The sequence below is a fragment of the Acinetobacter sp. AC1-2 genome (genome assembly GCF_016124155.1).
Classification (GTDB): Bacteria; Pseudomonadota; Gammaproteobacteria; order Pseudomonadales; family Moraxellaceae; genus Acinetobacter; species Acinetobacter calcoaceticus.
This window is the reverse complement of record NZ_JABFFO010000002.1, coordinates 217566-238434: the sequence shown is the minus strand read 5'-3', so window position 1 is coordinate 238434 and position 20869 is coordinate 217566. Positions and strand designations below refer to the sequence as shown.

General features: G+C 41.0%; 15 protein-coding genes and 1 pseudogene. 6 read left to right on the top strand and 10 right to left on the bottom strand.

Going from position 1 to position 20869, the window contains the following annotated elements; genetic code table 11:
• Positions 1-46: 46 nt before the first annotated feature.
• The gene (locus HL290_RS11295; RefSeq protein ID WP_198496501.1) at positions 47-1360 is read right to left on the bottom strand and encodes an alpha/beta fold hydrolase; all 1314 of its coding nucleotides are present in this window, start codon (positions 1358-1360) and stop codon (positions 47-49) included.
• Positions 1361-1659: 299 nt separating this feature from the next.
• Here HL290_RS11295 and HL290_RS11290 point away from each other — a divergent pair, with 299 nt between their 5' ends.
• On the top strand, positions 1660-2925 hold the full coding sequence (locus tag HL290_RS11290) for a glutamate-5-semialdehyde dehydrogenase (protein ID WP_003654861.1): 1266 nt from the start codon (positions 1660-1662) through the stop codon (positions 2923-2925).
• A 120-nt stretch (positions 2926-3045) separates the two neighbouring features.
• On the opposite strand, the gene HL290_RS11285 is transcribed toward HL290_RS11290, so the two are convergent.
• From HL290_RS11285 to edd, 5 genes are all read right to left on the bottom strand, one after another.
• Positions 3046-4674 (bottom strand): NADP-dependent glyceraldehyde-3-phosphate dehydrogenase, encoded by a 1629-nt coding sequence (locus HL290_RS11285; RefSeq protein WP_198496500.1) that lies wholly within the window; start codon positions 4672-4674, stop codon positions 3046-3048.
• A 162-nt stretch (positions 4675-4836) separates the two neighbouring features.
• A complete protein-coding gene (locus tag HL290_RS11280) occupies positions 4837-5349 on the bottom strand; it encodes a gluconokinase (protein WP_005036944.1) in 513 nt (170 codons plus the stop codon).
• A 17-nt stretch (positions 5350-5366) separates the two neighbouring features.
• The gene (locus HL290_RS11275) at positions 5367-6725 is read right to left on the bottom strand and encodes a gluconate:H+ symporter (RefSeq protein WP_056482915.1); all 1359 of its coding nucleotides are present in this window, start codon (positions 6723-6725) and stop codon (positions 5367-5369) included.
• Positions 6726-6910: 185 nt separating this feature from the next.
• A complete protein-coding gene (gene eda, locus HL290_RS11270) occupies positions 6911-7540 on the bottom strand; it encodes a bifunctional 4-hydroxy-2-oxoglutarate aldolase/2-dehydro-3-deoxy-phosphogluconate aldolase (protein WP_198496499.1) in 630 nt (209 codons plus the stop codon).
• Positions 7541-7569: 29 nt separating this feature from the next.
• Positions 7570-9417: a phosphogluconate dehydratase gene (edd, locus tag HL290_RS11265; RefSeq protein WP_198496498.1), complete on the bottom strand. Its 1848-nt coding sequence runs from the start codon at positions 9415-9417 to the stop codon at positions 7570-7572.
• A gap of 651 nt (positions 9418-10068) precedes the next feature.
• Here edd and HL290_RS11260 point away from each other — a divergent pair.
• The 5 genes and pseudogenes from HL290_RS11260 (at position 10069) to HL290_RS11240 (ending at position 16014) form a co-directional block, all read left to right on the top strand.
• A pseudogene (locus tag HL290_RS11260) lies at positions 10069-10188 on the top strand (hypothetical protein).
• Positions 10170-11372, top strand: coding sequence for an acetate/propionate family kinase (locus HL290_RS11255; protein ID WP_017391295.1), 1203 nt, complete (start codon positions 10170-10172; stop codon positions 11370-11372). The pseudogene HL290_RS11260 and the gene HL290_RS11255 overlap by 19 nt, the downstream one beginning before the upstream one ends.
• A gap of 45 nt (positions 11373-11417) precedes the next feature.
• Complete coding sequence (gene pta / locus HL290_RS11250; protein WP_017391296.1) at positions 11418-13562, top strand: phosphate acetyltransferase; 2145 nt, start codon at positions 11418-11420, stop codon at positions 13560-13562.
• A gap of 228 nt (positions 13563-13790) precedes the next feature.
• Positions 13791-15317, top strand: coding sequence for a fumarate hydratase (locus tag HL290_RS11245; protein WP_004641080.1), 1527 nt, complete (start codon positions 13791-13793; stop codon positions 15315-15317).
• A gap of 142 nt (positions 15318-15459) precedes the next feature.
• Entirely contained in the window at positions 15460-16014 is a 555-nt protein-coding gene (locus HL290_RS11240) for a DUF2059 domain-containing protein (protein WP_056482926.1), read from the top strand.
• Positions 16015-16038: 24 nt separating this feature from the next.
• Here the strand turns inward: HL290_RS11240 and HL290_RS11235 are convergent, their stop codons facing one another.
• The 4 genes from HL290_RS11235 to tig form a co-directional block, all read right to left on the bottom strand.
• Positions 16039-16755, bottom strand: a complete 717-nt coding sequence (locus HL290_RS11235) for a DUF2846 domain-containing protein (protein WP_004641075.1) — start codon at positions 16753-16755, stop codon at positions 16039-16041.
• 152 nt (positions 16756-16907) lie between these two features.
• Positions 16908-18221, bottom strand: a complete 1314-nt coding sequence (gene clpX, locus HL290_RS11230) for an ATP-dependent Clp protease ATP-binding subunit ClpX (protein ID WP_004641074.1) — start codon at positions 18219-18221, stop codon at positions 16908-16910.
• 105 nt (positions 18222-18326) lie between these two features.
• On the bottom strand, positions 18327-18932 hold the full coding sequence (gene clpP / locus HL290_RS11225) for an ATP-dependent Clp endopeptidase proteolytic subunit ClpP (protein ID WP_003654845.1): 606 nt from the start codon (positions 18930-18932) through the stop codon (positions 18327-18329).
• Between the two features lie 193 nt (positions 18933-19125).
• Entirely contained in the window at positions 19126-20460 is a 1335-nt protein-coding gene (tig, locus tag HL290_RS11220) for a trigger factor (RefSeq protein WP_003654844.1), read from the bottom strand.
• Positions 20461-20869: the final 409 nt, after the last annotated feature.

Below are 20869 nucleotides of genomic sequence, written 5' to 3'. Positions count from 1 at the left end.
AAATTGGAAGCTCGAAAATTACGAGCTTCCAACTATAAGGAATAGATTAAACAGTTTGTTTTTGACGAGTAATAAAACGACTTAAACGATCAGCAAGTTCAAAACTACCATGTTTAAATAAAGCTCGAATCCCCTGCTCTGTACTTTCAAAAATTAAACATTCAATTGAAAAAGTACCTTCTTCATCTTCTAAATGCAGTGCTAAATCACGTGGATGTTCATTTACAAAATCCAGCTTCGAAACATCATCCATTTTTAAATACATACCAAAGAATGTGACATCAACGATCGTCACTGGCACCTGTACATCAAACTCTCGGTGAGTAAGTTGAGTTTTTGGCTGTAAAACCCGAACCCGTTCTTCACCACGGCGTTCCATCTTTTGCATTTGTTCACGTGTCATAGGAATAATTCCATCCAAATTATGGATAGATTCCCCCTTCAAGAAAGTGGTGAACAAACTCATAGTTTCTTTACGGCGTTGCAACTGAGGTACATGGTCAGCATTTGCAATAAGTGCAAATTCCATATCTGGACATTGCAAAGCAAAATTTGCATTTTCATGCGGCAAAGTAAAACTATCGTACTGCCCTGCAGCAACGAGAGTTTTACACGCCGGAATTGGCACGTCAGTTAAACGCAAAAGACGATTACAGTTAATTTCATAACGCTCTCGCTCTGTGCCCGTAAACTCAGCCATTTGCCTAAAAAATAATTTTTTAGCTGTAGGCGACATGCGGGTTTTATCTAATTTGGCATGATTCACCAAATATAAAATCACGGCTTGACCAAACTCTTCCATGCGGTTTTCTTGCATGAGCTTAAGAGACTCTTCCAAAATCATTCGCCAACTTTTTCGGGTCTTTTGCATGACACCCATCAAAATCATGCGGTCCATTAATTCTGGGCGATGATAAGCAAAGCAAGATGCTATCACTGACCCCAAAGACATTCCCATAACGGAAACTTTTTGTAGTCCAACAATATCCAGCCAGAGTCCCAACATTTTAGATAAATCAGGTAATTCTAAAGTACCCGCAGATACTCCTGTATCCCGATTGGTAATTTGCTGATTTGCGCCCATAGAAGGTAAATCAATTAAAATGACCGGACCGCTTTCAAACAATTGTTCAACACAATATTTATAAGAATTAAAATTCTGGAAAGCACCGCCCACAATCACAATTGGCGTATTGTGAATCGTTTTTGGATCGGCAATTGCCATATATTCAATCTTCCAGCCGTCAATCCATGTTGTACGAGCAGGTTGTTTAAAACTATCTCTATGGTAGATATCGAAAAAGCCAAAACCGGCATAAGCTTGGTTTATCTCCGAATCCATTTGAATAATGGAATTCATATCCTTGCTTCCTCCTTGCTGTAATTTTTTTATGCTGCAAGAGTTCCTTCTTGAACACGTAATCTTTTATGCACAAAACTTTAAAATTTGTATTAGTTTGTATTGCACAATAACATTCTAAACAATTGTGTGAAATATACGCAATCGCTCAAATGACCGCTCATCTTGTTTAAGTCGCTAATAGTTTGCAAAATATTTAAATGTTTTTTTATGGCGGTCACATTTTTCAAAAAAAGCCATTCATTGTTCCGCATTTGACTGCTACTATCGTAGTCATTGGTAAACGATTAAAAACGGCTATGCAAGATTCAATTGAACAATATATGCAAAAAGTCGGGCAACAAGCACGTGACGCCTCACGCGTCTTAACAAGTGCTTCTACCTCGCTTAAAAATCATGCACTCTCTGCTATTTATACTGCTTTGGAAAATAATCAGGCAGCAATCTTGGCAGCGAATCAAGTGGACATGGATAAAGGTCGTAGCAATCAGCTCGATAGCGCATTGCTTGATCGTCTTGAACTTACGCCCGCACGTTTTAAAGGAATGTTGCAAGGTTTAAAAGATGTGATCGCGCTTGTCGATCCTATTGGGGAAATTACTGATCTTGCATACCGCCCAACAGGTATTCAAATTGGCAAAATGCGTGTACCTCTAGGTGTCGTTGGGATGATTTACGAATCGCGTCCAAATGTCACGCTAGAAGCAGCATCTTTAGCCATCAAATCGGGCAATGCCATTATTTTGCGTGGTGGTTCAGAAGCGCTTGAGTCAAATAAAGCAATTGCAGAAGCAATTAAGCATGGCTTAAAAGTAGCTGGTTTACCTGAACATTCAGTGCAAGTTATTGATACGCCTGATCGTGCGGCAGTCGGCCATCTTATTACTATGGCTGAATATGTGGATGTCATTGTTCCACGTGGTGGTAAAAGCTTAATTGAGCGTGTGACGAATGAAGCACGTATTCCTGTTATTAAGCATCTTGATGGTAACTGTCATGTATTTGTCGAAGCGCAAGCAGACCTTCACAAAGCCTTACCTATTACATTGAATGCAAAAACTCATCGCTATGGTGTTTGTAATGCGATGGAAACTCTGCTTGTTGATGAAAAAATTGCAGACGTTTTCTTACCACGCATTGCCGAACTTTATGCAGAAAAGCAAGTTGAACTACGTGGCTGCCCAGAAACACGCCGAATTTTAGGCCCATCTGTTAAAGCTGCAACGGAAGAAGATTGGTATACCGAATATTTAGGGCCAATTCTTGCAATTAAAGTTGTTAGTGGTTTAGACGAAGCAATTGACCATATCAACAAATATGGTTCACATCACACCGATGCGATTGTGACCGAAAATTATAGTTTGGCGCGTCAATTCTTGGCTCGTGTAGATTCGAGTTCAGTGGTTGTCAATGCCTCGACTCGTTTTGCTGATGGTTTTGAATACGGCTTAGGTGCAGAAATTGGTATCTCTACAGATAAAATCCATGCACGTGGTCCGGTTGGTTTAGAAGGTTTAACTTCTCAAAAATGGATTGTGTTAGGTGACGGTCAGATTCGTCAATAATCGATCTATTATTTCAAACAAAAAACGCCTGATATTAATCAGGCGTTTTTGTTTTATTATTCAAATTTTACAAGTATTAAAAAAACCAGCCCAATGGCTGGTTTTTTAAGCACATACCACTTAGAAAATAAAGTCGGTATTCACAAATTTAGAGTAGTGCTCAGACACCATAGAGGCCAGCATGCCTTTACTGTCATCAGTCTGTTTAGCAGCAATCATAGAACGGATAGAGAATGCACGCAGCGCATCATGAACAGACAGTGTACCTTCCGCAGAATCTTTACGACCACCAAATGGAAACACATCTGGACCACGTTGGCACTGACAATTAATGTTCACACGACAAACCTGATTGACCAGCGGATCAACCAAATGACCAATTTGCTCAGGGTCACTACCAAAAATACTCACCTGCTGACCATGATCAGAAGTAGTGACATATTCCAGCACAGTTTCAATGTCATCATAAACAGAGACTGGTACCACTGGACCAAACTGTTCCTCACGATACAGTCTCATCCCCTCAGTCACTGGATAAACTACGGCTGGATAGAACATAGTTTTGCAGAATTCACCACCCTCTACATTAACCACTTTTGCCCCTTTAGCCACGGCATCTTCAATGACTTCAGTCATATAGGCCGTACGGTGCATGCCTGGCAGCGGAGTAATAAACACACCTTTTTCCCACGGCATACCCACTTTCAGCTTGGCCAGTTCAGCCGTTAAGCGGTTAACAAATTCATCGGCTATCGAACGATGTACCATCAGCATTTTGAGCGCAGTACAACGCTGACCATTAAACGACAATGCACCCAGCAGACACTCTTTCACTGTCAGATCCAGGTCGGCATCCGGCAGAATAATGGCAGCATTCTTCGCATCTAGCCCCAAAATCGCACGCAGACGGTGAGATTTAGGATGTTGCTTTTTCAAGTAATCGGCCACTTTGCTAGAACCAATCAGCGCCAATACGTTGATTTTTCCAGATGCCAACAGATGCGGCACCACCAGTGAGCCTGGCGCATAGATGGTATTGATCACACCTTTCGGGAATGATTCACGGAATGCTTCCAGCAATGGTTCAAACAACAAGGTACCAAATTGAGGTGGTTTGAAGACGATGGTATTGCCCATTAGCATAGCCGGAATCAGGGTAGCAAAGGTTTCATTCAGCGGATAGTTATATGGCCCCATACATAACACTACGCCCAACGGGGTACGACGGATTTGACCAATGGTACCTTCAGCAATCACAAAGCGGGAGTTAGCATTGTCTAAGTCTTTCAGGGCATCAATGGTTTGACGCATGTAGGTGACAGTACGGTCAAACTCTTTCTCAGAGTCAGCTAAGCTCTTGCCAATTTCCCACATGATCAGTTTAACAATCAGGTCTCGCCGCTCCACCATACGCTGAATAAAATTCTGCATACAGGCAATGCGCTCACCAACTTTCATCATTGGCCATTCACCACGACCGTTGTTGTAAGCCCGTACTGCCGCTTCTAGTGCTTCGTCGCTTTCCTTCTCACCCATGATTGGATAACTGCCAAGCTCAACTTGCTGCAAACTACCATCAGGCTGCTGAGTCCAGATTGGGGACAATGTTTTCTTGGTTGCACCAGCCCACAACTTCAGCTCACCATCTACTAATGAGACACGCTGATGAATCTGGGATGGTAGACGCACGCTCTCAGGAATACTATCTACGATGGGAAATTTCTGCTGCAAATTATTTGAATGACTCATTCTTCTTATCTCCAAGTTTTATATATTTATGTATTTATATATTCGAACCTAGCCCGCTATGATCAGACCTTGTTCCTGTGAATACCAGTACCATTACTGGTATTCACTTTGCTTGAGCCGCACCACAAATCAATCAAGACTTTGCAATGTTTATAAATGAGGTTACCCCCTACACACGCTGTCAGTTACCCCTAATTTTTGCATGACCTGCACAACTATTTGTTCAGGTGTCAATGCGATATCAATCGTAATTGCCTCATGAACATCAGGCTCTTCTAAAGTATCAAGCTGAGTCTGCAATAAAGAAGGGTCAAAAAAATGGCCTGCTCGCTCAGCAAGACGCTGTTTTAACAACTCATATGACCCTTTTAAATATACAAACTGCACATTTTGGTCATGGCCACGTAAAATATCTCGGTAGACCCGCTTGAGTGAAGAACAAGTAAACACTGCGGTCTCACCCGCCTGCTGCTTCTCTTCAATAGCTTTACGAATCGCGTGTAACCAAGGCATGCGATCTTCATCAGTTAGAGGAATACCCTGACTCATCTTGCTTTTATTTGCAGTCGAATGCAGTGTATCTCCATCGAGAAACTCACAAGCCAAATGCTCCGACAGCAACTCACCAATCAGTGTTTTGCCTGTTCCACAGACACCCATTGCAATCACAATCATGGATTAATTACCTCTAATTATAAAATAGTGCTAAGAAGTAGCGTGAAAGACAAACCCAACACCGAAATAATGGTTTCTAATACTGACCAAGTTTTGAGTGTCTGCCCTACTGTCATACCAAAATATTCTTTGATTAACCAAAATCCTGCATCATTTACATGAGAGAAAACTAATGAACCTGAACCTGTGGCAAGTACTAAAAGTTCCGGTCTAACGGTAACACCAGCTGTAGCAGCAATCGGAGCGACAATACTACAAGCAGTAGCCATAGCGACTGTTGCCGATCCTGTTGCCAAACGAATCAATGCTGCAACTAACCAGCCCAACAATAAAGGTGACAAATTTGCCTTCAAGGCTGTAGAAACGATCTCATTAGAAATACCACTGTCACGCAAAATACCGCCAAAACCGCCACCAGCACCGACAATCAACATAATTCCGGCAATAGAAGCCAAACAACCGCCACAGAATTTTTCGATCTGTTCACGGTTAAAGCCCTGCATCGTACCAAAAGTAATAAAGCTGACCAGTACGGCAATAAGCAATGCGATATCAGAAGTACCAATGAAACGTAGTAAGTCGTTTGCGAAAGTTTGTGGTGCAAAGAAAAGATCAGCCCAACTTCCGATTAACATTAGTACGACAGGCAACATAATCGTAAATAAGGTAATTCCAAAGCTTGGTAGCTCACGAGTTTCTTTCTTATCTACCTCAACAAATTGCTTAAACAATGGATTGTTCTCAGGCAATTTGACATATTTGTTGATCCATAATGCATACAACGGCCCTGCAACAATCGCCGTTGGTACGCCCACTAACAAACTGTAGGCAATCGTTTTACCAATATCAGCGTGATATGCCTGTACTGCCAACAATGCTGCCGGATGTGGTGGAATCAAACCATGCACAACGGACAACCCTGCAACCATAGGCAAACCTACGACCAATAACGACTTGCCTGTTCTTTTGGCAATGTTAAAAGCAATTGGAATAAGGAGTACGAAGCCCACTTCGAAAAATACGGGCAGCCCCACAATAAGGGCAATAAACATCATGGCCCAGTGAATATTTTTCTCACCGAACCATTTAATTAAAGTAATTGCTATTCGCTCTGCACCACCCGACTCGGCCATCATTTTACCGAGCATCGTTCCGAGTGCGATTACAATCGCAAGGTGACCTAAGGTTTTACCGGTACCGGCTTCATATGACTTAACAATATCGCCCATTGGCATGCCAACAGCTAAAGCTAAACCGAGTGAAACAATAATAAGAACTAGAAATGGATAAATTCTGAACTTCGCGATCATGACAACCAATGCAATAATCGCGATTACAGTATAGATAAGCAACATGCCACCCTGAACCGTCTCCATGTGACATTTCTCCTTGGAGTAACTATCTAGGCTAAGCCCAAATAAAGGTCTTCAACCAGGATAATTCCTACTGTTGAGACACTAATTTTTTATATTTAGGTATGACCAGCATCACTACTGGTCATATCGACATAAGCTCTAAAGCACATCAAACGCGCTTCATTTTTTATAAATATTGATTACATTTACAATGTTCTCAACTGACTAGCCAATTGTGCCAAGCGAGTAATTTCCGCCCAATCTTGTGAAGCAACTGCCGTTTTCGGTGTTAACCACGATCCACCAACACACACCACATTCGGTTGCTTTAAAAATTCCGGCGCTGTTTCTACAGTAATGCCACCTGTAGGGCAAAAACGTAGGTTTGGAAATGGACCATAAAATGCTTTTAGCATCTCGACTCCACCCGCTTGCTGAGCTGGAAAGAACTTCACAATCTCATAACCTAATTCAATTGCCTGAATCAGGTCACTTGGCGTCATCACACCCGGCAACAAAGGCAAACCGGCATCTTGCGCAGCCAAATGTAAATCTTTAGTCAAACCCGGTGACACACCAAATTGAGCACCAGCTTTTTTTGCTTGAGCACAATGTTCTGGCTTGGTAATCGTACCTACACCGACCACAATGTCATCTGCCAACTGGCTCGCACGCTCAATAGCAGCCAGTCCTGCCGCAGTACGTAACGTAATTTCCAATACTTTCACGCCACCAGTGTGCAACGCACGTGATACATGTTCACCTTGCTCGGCAGACTCAAATGCCAGTACCGGAATCACTGGTCCTAATTGAACAACATCTTCAATCTTAATCATTACTTTTCTATTCCTATTATTATTAAAGTCTAAGGTTGAACGATTTCACCAACCAAAGCACCAAACACAGAAGCACCATGCTCAGCTGGGGCAGCAGCGGCACGGAACACACCGAATAATTCACGACCAAAGCCGACTTCGTTTTCTGCCTGATGTTCTGGCTGCGCAACAGGGCGTGACTGCCAAACAACTTCATCTAACTCAATATCGAGTACACCAGCTTCAGCATCAATCACCAACATATCTCCCGTTTGCACTTTAGCAATCGGACCGTTCAGCAAAGCCTCTGGAGATAAATGAATCACTGCTGGAACTTTACCTGAAGCACCAGACATGCGGCCATCGGTGACTAATGCCACATGGAAACCTTGATCTTGTAAAACACCTAATACAGGGGTTAAACGGTGTAGTTCTGGCATACCATTCGCACGTGCGCCTTGGAAGCGAACAACAGCAATAAAGTCTCGGTGTAACTCGCCACGATCAAACGCTGCTTGTACTGCTTCTTGAGAATCAAACACAATTGCCGGAGCTTTAACTTTTCGATGTTCTGGAGCAACGGCAGAAATCTTGATGACGCCACGTCCTAAACGCCCTTGCATTAAACGTAAACCACCATCTGGTTGGAATGGCTCATCGAAACTACGCAGAACTTTGTCATCAAGGCTTTGAACCACGCCATCAACCCAAGTGAGCTTACCATCGATCAGTTTTGGTTCTTTGGTGTAATGGTATAAACCCTTACCTGCAACAGTAGTCACATCGTTATGTAGCAAACCAGCTTCAAGCAAATTACGAATGAGGAAGGCCACCCCACCCGCAGCCTGAAAATGGTTTACATCGGCTTTACCATTTGGATAAATTTTTGCGAGCAATGGAACAACGGCAGACAATTCATCAAAGTCATCCCAGTCAATCAAGATGCCAGCCGCGCGAGCAATCGCAATAAGATGCAAAGTGTGGTTAGTTGATCCACCAGTAGCGAGCAATGCCACAATGCCGTTTATAATTGCTTTTTCATCAACAACATGACCAATAGGCGTGTAGTTCCCGCGCTCAACGGTTAAGTCAAGTACACGAATCGCAGCTTCTGCGGTGAGTGCGTCACGCAATGGTGTGTGAGGATGAACAAATGCAGCACTTGGAAGGTGTAAACCCATCACTTCCATCAGCATTTGATTACTGTTAGCCGTACCGTAAAACGTACAGGTACCTTGTCCGTGATAGGCTGCTGACTCAGCTTCAAGCAAAGCATCGCGCCCAACTTCACCTGTTGCGAATTGTTGACGGATTTTGGCTTTATCGTCATTAGATAACCCACTTGTCATTGGGCCCGCAGGCACAAAAATGGTAGGTAAATAACCAAACTGCAAAGCACCAATTAACAACCCTGGCACAATCTTGTCGCAGACACCTAAACATAACGCTGCGTCAAACATGTTATGAGACAGTGCAATCGCAGTGCTCATTGCAATGGTTTCACGAGAGAACAATGATAGTTCCATGCCAGCATTACCTTGAGTAATACCGTCACACATCGCTGGTACACCGCCAGCAAATTGCGCTACACCACCATTTTCACGAGCGGCTGTTTTAATTAGATCTGGAAATGTTTTATAGGGTGCATGTGCCGAGAGCATTTCGTTATATGAAGATACAATGCCAATATTTGGCTCACGGCCTACTTTAATAATTAATTTTTCATTATCTTCCATGCTGGCAAAACCATGGGCCAGATTGGCACATGAGAGTGCACCACGAGCAGGAAATTTGCCTTGTGCATGTTCAATACGTTGTAAATATGCAGAACGAGTTTTTTGACTACGCGCAATTACGCGCTCGGTAACTTTTGCCAGTATGGGATTCGGCAAGTCCATGCAGGACGCTCCTGTACAACCGGATAAGCCGGGAAAAAATAAACCAAATGATATATTTTCTTATCATTTGAAAAAGGATGAATAATATTATTCAGGCGAAAAGCGACATGCAACCCCAGTCAATGCTGCTGTAATGACCTCAGCACAAGCCTTAGAGGCATAGTAAGCTTAGGTTTTAGACCAAAAACCTATTTAAAATCTCGATTATTTATGCTTAAACTAAACTTCAGAAATTATGGTAAAATTATTGTAATATCAATATTATGAAACACATTGAACAACATCTAGATAATAAGCTTTTCATACTATTTTTTAGTTCTAATAAGCCTATGTTTTATGCTTTATAATTCTCATTCCTACTATTAATTCTTACTTTCAATTACGTATATTATTTGTAATATATTTTTCAAATTTAATTAAAGAGACTTCTGCCTTCTTAAAAAAGAATCAATACCCAACATTTAAAAATGAAATTTGATTCAAGCTTACTTTTCATAAATGTATACAAAAAACTCGTTTGCATCCTTATAAAAAAACAAGGAATACAGTGATTAAGCTTTATACTGAACAAATATTAGTTACAAATAATTTGATGGTCGATAGTGCTTAAGTCTAATGGGCTAAAGTCTATCTTGGACAGAAAAACAACACATGTTAAAACATGACAACCAGTTCAACGTGTAGCCGAAAATAATACATTTTGAACAGGAAGTTAGGAAAACTATTTTAAATCAGGACGTGGGTATTTCAACGTGGCTACATCAGTATTAGTTATCAATTGCGGCTCTTCATCTATTAAATATGCTCTAGTTTCAGAACGTCGTGAAGATCGTATTTACGGTTTAGCAGAAAACTTGGGGGCAGCCGATGCTCGTATTAAGGGAGTGACTGTTGGTGGTGAACCACTTGAACTTGCTATCCCCTATGCTGACCATGCCAAAGCTTTAGAAACTTTACTTGCGCGTCTTGCCAACTACAAACCACAGGCAATCGGCCATCGTGTTGTACACGGCGGTAGTTTAACCAAAGCAGAATTACTCACCCCTGAAATTATTGAACGTATTCGTGCTGCGACGCCTTTAGCTCCTCTTCACAACCCAGCACATTTAATTGGTATTGACGCAACCGTACGCCTATTTCCTGAATTGCCTCAAGTTGCAGTATTCGACACCGCATTTCATCAAACCATGCCACCACATGCCTACCGTTATGCAATTCCTAAGTTCTTATATACCGAACATAACGTCCGTCGTTATGGCTTCCATGGTACAAGCCATGCCTATGTGTCTGACCGAGCAAGTGAACTTGCAGGCAATCTGAAAAAAGGTGGTTGGTTAACAGCACATCTAGGAAACGGCAGTTCAACTTGTGCAGTATGGAACGGACAAAGTGTTGATACCTCTATGGGCCTTACTCCACTTGAAGGTGTGGTGATGGGAACCCGTAGTGGTGATGTCGACCCAAGCTTACATAGCTTCCTTGCGAAAAACCTTGGTTGGGACCTTGCTAAAATTGATAAAGTTTTAAATAACGAAAGTGGCTTACTTGGCTTGTCGCAATTGTCTAATGACATGCGTACAGTCATTGAAGCAGCAGAAATTGGCAATGAAGATGCTTGCCTTGCAATTGAAGTGTTTAGTTATCGCCTTGCAAAATCACTTGCTGCCTTAAGCTGTGGTTTACCAACTTTAGACGGCCTCATTTTCACAGGTGGTATTGGTGAAAACTCGGCATATATTCGTGAAAAAACTTTAGCGTATTTACCTCATTTTGGTTTGCAGCTCGACAAAGATCAAAACAACAACTTAAAACGTGGCACTGAAGGCCGAATCGACAATGGAACAGGTCCGCAAATTTGGGTCATTCCTACAGATGAAGAAGGCCGCATTGCCAAAGAAACCCGTCAAGTTGTTGAAGCGGCAGGAACTACAGCATCTGTAGCGAGCCTTGCTTAATCAGATCTTAGCGAAAACTCGATATTCATTTATTTATAGGTTTATATGAATACAATTTTATTGATTCCTACAGGTGAAGGGGTTGGTTTAACCTCTGCCTGCCTAGGCATGATTTACGCACTTGATTGCAACGGGATTAAAGCAGGCTTTTTAAAACCATTTTCTCAAGAAGACCAAGAGCATCTTGATCGAACAACTTCATTATTCGGTCATTTATTTCAAGGTAAAACAGTTCAATCTATTTCGCATGAAAAATTAACTCAGCTTATTGCCGCTGGGGAAGTGGATGAATTACTTGAAGAAGCTGTGAGTCTACATCGCAGTGTTGCAGCAGACCATGATGTCATTATTGTGGAAGGCTTATTACCAAACGGACAAGACCACTTCGCAAGTGAACTTAACGCGAGTCTTGCACAAGCACTTGATGCAGAAGTCGTATTGGTCAGTACAGCAGATATTCAAAACCCTAAAAAAGCCGCAGAAAAAGTAGATGCTCATTTACGTCAGTTTGGCGGTGCAGCTTCAAATCGTACTGCGGGTGTACTCTTTATGCGTACCCGTGGATTAACCGAAGAAACAGCACAAATTCCTGTTGCGTTTGATCCATCGTTACGTCCGACTGAAGACATCGCAAAATTTACGACCGAATTGCAAAAATATAATCGCTATTTTGGTTCTAGCGATTTACCGATTATTGGTTTAGTTCCATTTAGTAATACGCTGAGCGTACCGAGAACCCTAGATATTGCGAATGTGATTGATGGGCAATGGGTACATCAAGGTGAAGCTAAAACACGCCGTATTTTGCATTCAAGTTTAATTGCGTCAAGTATTGAATATGAACTCAATAAATTTATTGCAGGCGAACTAATTATTAGTGCGTCTGAGCGTACAGACGTATTACTAGCAAGTAGTTTGGCGACCAGTAATGGTATTCCACTCGCTGGTTTGGTTCTTACTGAACGTGAAGCACCAGCTCCTGAGCTTTTAGAGTTTTGCCAAAATGCGATCAAGCAAGGCTTACCAATTTTACATACACGTCTCAATACATTAGAAACTGCTCAGCGTTTATCTGACTTTGGTAATGAAATTCCCGTCGATGATACTGAACGTGCGGAACAAGTGACTCGTTTTGTTTCAAGTCATATTGATGTCGAATGGCTTAAGCAGCACAGCAACAATGCAGCTACCCCTCGTCTGTCGCCATCGGCTTTCCGTCACGAACTGGTGCAAAAATCGATTGCAGCGAAAAAACGAATTGTACTACCTGAAGGCGATGAGCCACGCACCATTCAAGCTGCGGCAATTTGTCAGGCACGTGGCATTGCTGACTGTATTTTACTGGCAAAACCAGAGGCTGTTCAGGATGTTGCAAAAGCCCGTGGTATTGAATTACCAGCCGGATTAGCAATTGTTGATCCAGATAGCATTCGCGACCAATATGTAGCGCCAATGGTCGAGCTGCGTAAAGGTAAGCTCAACGAGCTTCAGGCCAAAGAACAACTTCAAGACACCGTAGTACTCGGTACGATGATGTTAGCTTTAGACGAAGTAGATGGCCTAGTTTCTGGCGCAGTACACACCACAGCAAATACGGTCCGCCCAGCATTCCAGCTCATCAAAACAGCGCCAGATTATTCACTGGTTTCATCCATCTTCTTCATGCTTTTACCAGATGAAGTTTATGTGTATGGCGACTGTGCGATTAATCCAGACCCGACAGCCGAACAACTGGCTGAAATTGCGATTCAGTCTGCTGACTCGGCTAAAGCTTTTGGAATTGATCCACGTATTGCCATGATCAGCTACTCAACTGGAACATCTGGCACAGGTGCTGATGTTGAGAAGGTACAACAAGCAACTCAAATTGCTCAGCAACGTCGTCCTGATTTACTTATTGATGGGCCACTTCAGTACGATGCAGCTTCAGTTGAAAGTGTTGGACGCCAAAAAGCACCAGACTCGCGAGTTGCAGGTCGTGCCAATGTATTTATTTTCCCAGATTTAAATACGGGTAACACCACGTACAAAGCAGTACAACGTGCTGCGAATGTTGTGAGCGTTGGACCAATGTTGCAAGGTCTAAACAAACCTGTAAATGACTTGTCTCGCGGAGCATTGGTAGATGACATCGTGTTTACCATTGCATTAACGGCAATTCAGGCTGAACAGCAAGCTGCTGCTAAATAATTAATAATTTGATCCGCTTCTACCTCTCGCCATTTGATGTCCGCTCAAATGGCTTTTTTTATTTTAATCGTTTCAAAATAAATAATTTTCCTATCTCTGACGTTTAAATGCGCTCTATATAGTCTTATGCGACTTTCGGTCAAAAGATCAACCAATCTCCCACAAAACTATCTTTTTGTCATATAATTTAGCCCGCTAGCTAACAGCCCGCTCAAGAGATTTTTTGGTATGACAACGATTATCAAACAAGATGACTTGATTACATCAATCAAGGACGCCCTACAGTTTATTTCGTACTATCACCCGCAAGACTTCATCCAAGCGATGAGTCGCGCTTATGATCGCGAAGAAAACCAAGCTGCAAAGGATGCAATTGCACAGATTTTAATTAACTCTCGCATGTGTGCGGAAGGTCATCGTCCAATTTGCCAAGATACTGGTATTGTTAACGTTTTCCTTGAAGTGGGCTTAGATGTTAAATTTGATTTAACAATGAGCTTAGACGATGCAGTGAATGAAGGTGTTCGCCAAGGTTACCTTGAAAATAGCAACGTTCTTCGTGCATCTGTACTTGCTGACCCTGCATTTGGTCGCAAAAACACAAAAGATAATACCCCTGCTGTAATTCACTACAAACTCGTTCCGGGTAACAAAGTAGATATTACTGTTGCTGCTAAAGGTGGCGGTTCAGAAAACAAATCTAAACTTGCGATGCTTAACCCATCTGACTCGATTGTTGATTGGGTACTTAAAACTGTACCAACAATGGGTGCAGGCTGGTGTCCTCCAGGTATGCTCGGTATTGGTATTGGTGGTACTGCTGAAAAAGCCATGATGCTTGCTAAAGAAGCGCTCATGGAAGAAATCAACATGGACGAATTACTTCGTCGTGGACCAGAAAACAAAATCGAAGAACTTCGTATCGAAATCTTTGAAAAAGTAAACGCACTTGGTATTGGTGCACAAGGTCTTGGCGGTTTAACAACTGTTCTTGATATTAAAATTAAAGATTACCCATGTCACGCTGCTGGTAAACCAGTAGGTATGATTCCTAACTGTGCTGCTACTCGTCATGCTCACTTCCAGCTTGATGGTTCAGGTGTAGCTCATATTCAGGCACCAAAACTTGAAGATTACCCATCTGTAACTTGGGATTCTTCAAAATCTAAACGTGTAAACCTTGATACCATTACTCAAGCAGAAATGGATTCTTGGAAACCAGGTGACACATTACTCCTTAGCGGAACAATGTACACAGGTCGTGACGCTGCGCACAAACGTATGGTTGAAATGATCGACAACGGTGAAGAATTACCAGTTGATCTTAAAGGTAAGTTTATTTACTACGTTGGCCCAGTTGATCCAGTGGGTGACGAAGTTGTTGGTCCTGCTGGTCCTACAACTGCAACACGTATGGATAAATTCACACGTAAAGTACTTGAGCATACTGGCTTGTTTGGCATGATCGGTAAGGCTGATCGTGGTCCTACAGCGATTGAAGCAATCAAAGACAACAAAGCAACTTACTTAATGGCAGTTGGTGGTGCAGCTTACCTTGTATCTAAAGCTGTTCGCGAAGCTGAAGTTGTTGCGTTTGCAGACTTAGGTATGGAAGCAATCTACAAATTCGTAGTTGAAGATATGCCTGTTTCTGTTGCGGTTGACGTAAACGGTACATCAATTCATGCAATTGCTCCAAAAATCTGGCAAGCGAAAATTGGGAAAATTCCAGTAGTCGATGCTGCAGCAGGCTAATCAAGAAAAGCACCGAATTCGGTGCTTTTTTTATACCTTCTTTTTTTATTTTAAAATCTGAAAAGAATTGTAACAATTACTTCTTCAATCTGTGCTATTAATAAATGCACTCTCTCGCCATATATTGAATATAGGTCATTTCATGACTATTCGCCCTATTCTTAAAAATCTTTCAATCAGCCTCTGCCTAAGCTGTATTACGACAAGCTTATTTGCCTCTCCTGCCAAATTAAGTTCAGTAAAAGAACTCATGCAAATGAGCCAAATTGATTACCTACTTAAAGAATCAATTAATGAATTAACGCCTTATTATGATCAACAGGCAGAACAGATCGTTAGTAATATCACGGGTATCAAAACTTTAGGTCCAAAAGAAAAAGAAGCTGCAAAAAAGCTCGGTTTACTATTGAAAGATTCAAGCAATCAACTCATCAGCAACCCAAAAACCACTCAAGCCTTACAAGATATTTATTTAAAGACATATTCTGAAGAAGAGATTCAAGCGAATCTTAAGTTTTTAAAAACCCCAGAAGGCCAATCGATTACACGTAAAAACGTGCAGATTATGGGGCAAATTTCAGAATATATGATGGAGTTAGGACAACAGACCTTTAATGACCCTAAAGCAAGGGATCATATGCAAGAAGAGATGCTTAAAATTATTGCGCCATTGATGAAAGATAAAGAAAAGTCTTAACTTTTCTTTATCTTTTTCAGGCCATTACCAAGTTAAAGGATTCCATAATTTAAAAGGCTTAATCAGATGTACATCTGATTTTTCATCATATTTGGCAGGTTTTAATTCTTGTGGTTTATGTCGAATCTTGCCTGAAGCATCTTCTGCTACAAAGTTGTAGCTTGAAGATTTCAACTCAGTAAAAGCAATTTCTCTACGGCCAATATTATCTTGCATTAACATAAATGGGCCAGTGTGTTCATCTCGGTCCATTTTATTTTCTTCATCATATTTCAAATAATAAGACGTTCCAGCTTCAACAGTTATATCCATATATTTTGGCTCTTGAAAATGAATACCCAATAAAGGGCGGCTCGCAGAAAGACGATAAGTTCCTGCTGGCAATTCAATCCAATAATAATGGTTATGTAGTAGGCTCGGAATTCGCTTGCCATTTACAAACAGGTTAATCGCAGCAATTTCCTGACGATTCCATTTTGTATCTGGTCGATAGAGATAAACAACAGCAGCTTGTGCGTTTTGTGGTTTGATCGGAACAAATGTCTGACCCAATTTTTGATTAACCCAACCACCTACCGCAAAACCACCTACGTGATATTGATCTAATAGTCCGGGTTCTTTTTCAACATCGACTTTAGGTAAGGTTGCAGTCAATTCACCCGTATTTTTTTCTAAATGAGATGAACTTTGACAGCCCACAAACAGTCCGGCACAGCACAAAGATACGATTAAATAACGCATGGCATCCCTCAAAGCGTTTTGTTTTTGATTTATTTTTTACACCGCAAAACTATGCGTATTTTGTATTTTTAAGATTAACACCACCCACATAAATTGAAAACAAAAAAAGCACGAATCACTCACGCGATTCATGCTTTTTAGATGAATGAAATCTATGCAGACTTCGAATCAATAACCTTTAAATCTGCCTTAGCAACACTTTCATGCGTTGCAGCTTCTTTAGGTTGACGCTCTGCTTGATAAACAGGTTCTGCTTCACCATTAATGACTGCTTCATTAATGATGACTGTTCCGACATCAGTACGACTTGGTAAATCATACATGGTTTCAAGCAGTACGTTCTCCATAATAGAGCGTAGACCACGCGCGCCTGTATTACGTTCAAGTGCTTTCTTCGCAATAGCGCGCAATGCAGAATCTTCAAAGATCAGATCAACATTTTCCATAGTGAAAAGATATTGATACTGGCGAGTTAATGCATTTTTTGGCTCAGTCAAAATTTGCATTAATGCTTCTTCATCCAACTCTTCAAGTGTAGCAATCACTGGTAAACGACCAATGAATTCTGGAATTAAACCAAATTTCACTAAGTCGGTTGGCTCAACCTGACGGAACAATTCAGCAAGTTTTTTGGTTTCATCTTTGTTTTTAACATCAGCTGTAAAACCAATACCGCCTTTCTCTTGACGCTGCTGTACAATTTTTTCCAAACCAGAAAATGCACCACCACAAATAAACAAGATATTCGAGGTGTCAATTTGGATAAACTCTTGCTGCGGATGCTTACGCCCACCTTGCGGAGGAATAGAAGCCACTGTACCTTCAATCATTTTTAACAATGCTTGTTGTACACCTTCACCTGAAACATCACGCGTAATTGACGGGTTTTCAGATTTACGAGTAATCTTGTCAATTTCATCAATATAGATAATGCCCTTCTGAGCTTTTTCTACATCGTAGTCCGCTTTTTGCAAAAGTTTTTGTACAATATTTTCAACATCTTCGCCCACATAACCAGCTTCGGTTAATGTCGTTGCATCTGCCATTGCAAATGGAACATCTAAAAGGCGAGCTAATGTTTGCGCAAGTAAAGTTTTACCCGAACCTGTAGGTCCAATAAGTAGAATGTTACTTTTAGCAATTTCTACTTCTTTAGACACATGGCCATTATGACCAACTTTTAGGCGTTTATAATGATTATAAACCGCAACAGATAACGTCTTTTTGGCAAGATCTTGACCAATCACATATTGATCAAGCGCAGCACGTATTTCATGTGGTTTTGGCAATGCCTTACTTGCCCAGTCCCCTGCTTCAACCTGTTGGCTGGTTTGTACAAGGTCTAAGCAGACATCCACACATTCATTACAAATATATGCGTCCTCACCTGCAATCAGTTTCCCGACTTCAGACTGCGTTTTACCGCAAAATGAACAATGTTTTTGTCCTTGAGGATGTTCGGACATATTCACTCCACAAATAGAATCTTAAATATTAGGGCAAGATGCACTGCATAAATAACTAAATGGAGATCTTTTTCAACATCTCAAGTTATTTACATCAGAAGGTCCTTATGGACGCTTACTTAACACCTGATCAACCAAACCATATTCTTTAGCAGACTGTGCTGTCATAAAGTTATCACGGTCAGTATCACGAGCAACGGTTTCGTAGTCTTGACCACTGTGCTCTGCCATTAAGCGGTTTAAACGTTCTTTAATAAATAGAATTTCACGCGCATGAATTTCAATATCCGATGCTTGACCGCGGAAACCACCCAATGGTTGATGAATCATGACACGGGCATTTTCTAGACAATAGCGTTTGCCTTTAGCACCAGCATTTAACAAGAATGCACCCATTGAAGCAGCTTGACCCATACAATATGTCACGACATCAGGTTTAATAAACTGCATCGTGTCATAAATAGCCATGCCCGCTGTCACAGAACCACCTGGAGAGTTGATATAAAGGTGGATATCTTTATCAGGGTTTTCAGCTTCTAAAAACAACATTTGGGCAACAATCAGATTTGCCATGTTGTCTTCAACTTCACCTGTTAAGAAAATGACGCGCTCACGTAAAAGTCGTGAATAAATATCAAAAGAACGTTCGCCGCGAGAAGATTGTTCAACCACAACAGGAACTAAAGCATTTTCAATTGTTGGAACATACATACGTTATTTATTCCTAAATTTTTTGTGACTTAACCTATGGCAACAATATGCGGGATAATTTCTCAAATTGCAAAAGGTTCGCACTGAAATATTATATTATTTATACCTAAGTACTTAATGTCGCACTCAAATTAACCACATAGTGAAAAACAAAAAAGGCGCCTAAAGCGCCTTTTTCTGACTTCTTAAAAGATTAGCCCATACGGCGAGCTTGTTGTTCTTTTAACAAATCATCATAAGATACTGGTTTGTCAGTCACTTTAGCAGCAGCTAAGATGTGATCAACAACTTGATCTTCTAATACAACTGCTTCGATTTGAGCACGTTGTTGAGCATCATTTTTGAAGTATTCAATCACTTCAGTTGGATCTTCGTAAGAAGAAGCCATGTCGTCAATGTAAGCATCAACGCGAGTTTGATCAACTTCAAGTTTAGCGTCAGCTAAAACTTTGCTCACCAATACGCCAAGCTTAACAGAACGCTCTGCTTGCTCTTTGAACAATTCGTCAGGAAGCATGCTCTTGTCAAAAGATTGCGCGCCTGCACCACCGAACTGTTGAGTGAATTGTTGAACCATTTGTTGACGTTGACGGTCAATTTCTTGAGCAACCATTGCAGTTGGAACTTCAACTTCGTTCGCAGCAACAAGTGCATCAAAAGCAGCTTGTTTAACTTGGTTACGTAAACCATTGCGAACTTCACGTTCCATATTCTTACGAACGTCAGCTTTTAACTTCTCAACGCCTTCTTCTTCAGTTACACCGAAGATTTTCAAGAATTCAGCATCAATTTCTGGAAGTTTTGATTTTTCAACTTGCTTCACAGTGATTTTGAACTGAGCTGCTTTACCAGCCAAGTTTTCAGCTTGGTAATCTTCTGGGAAAGTAACATCGATTACTTTCTCTTCGCCAGCTTTCATGCCAATGATGCCGTCTTCGAAGCCAGGAATCATACGACCTGAACCTAACACAAGTTTAAAGTCTTCAGCAGAACCGCCTTCAAACTTCTCACCATCGATAGTGCCTTCAAAGTCAAAAGTCACTTGCATGTCTTTTTTCGCCATGCCCTTGGTAACAGCCCAAGTTTGACGTTGTTTTTGCAAGTTTTCGATCATAGCGTCAACGTCAGCATCTTTAATTTCAGCTGTTTTACGTTCAACTTCTAAACCGTCAAATGCTTGTACTGTAACTTCTGGATAAACTTCTACAGTCGCTTCAAAAACTAAAGCATCTTCTTTATGTTCAACTTTATCAATGTTCGGCATTCCTACCGCATTGATTTTTTCTTGTTGAATTGCTTCAAAAACGCTATCACGAATGATGTCATTTACAACTTCTTGATAAATGCCCGCACCGTATTCGCGACGAACAACGTTTTCAGGTACTTTACCTGGACGGAAGCCGTTGATCTTCACAGTTTTGGCAGTGCGCTTCAAACGAGCTTCAAATTGCTCGTTAATACGGCTCGTCGGTACAGAAACATTTAAACGACGGGCAACGCCCGAAACCGCTTCAGTCGTTACTTGCATGGCTTCCTCGATAAAAATTAGTGAGTAGGAACAGTTTTTTTAAAAGTGCTGTATTATATGACAACTTTCAAGATATACAAAATTAACCGACCACTTCATTTAAGTGAAGGTCATTATTCTCGTAAATTTCACAGTAATTTTATGATTCTTTAAATATTTTTCATAAAGTCTTAAGTAAAACTAATTTTTTAGTTATTCTTCATAAATCTAAAATTACAATCAAAGTTAAAGTTTAATCGTTTTTACAAACAATTACTAAGAATCAGTAGATTAGCTGCATAAATGCACATTCAACCATTCAATTATTCATATTTTCTTCACAATTCAATTGGCAAATCCAATTAACACAAACTGTACATATAAATAAGAATTATTATTATTCGCATAACCTTTTAGTTTTAGAGTCCTG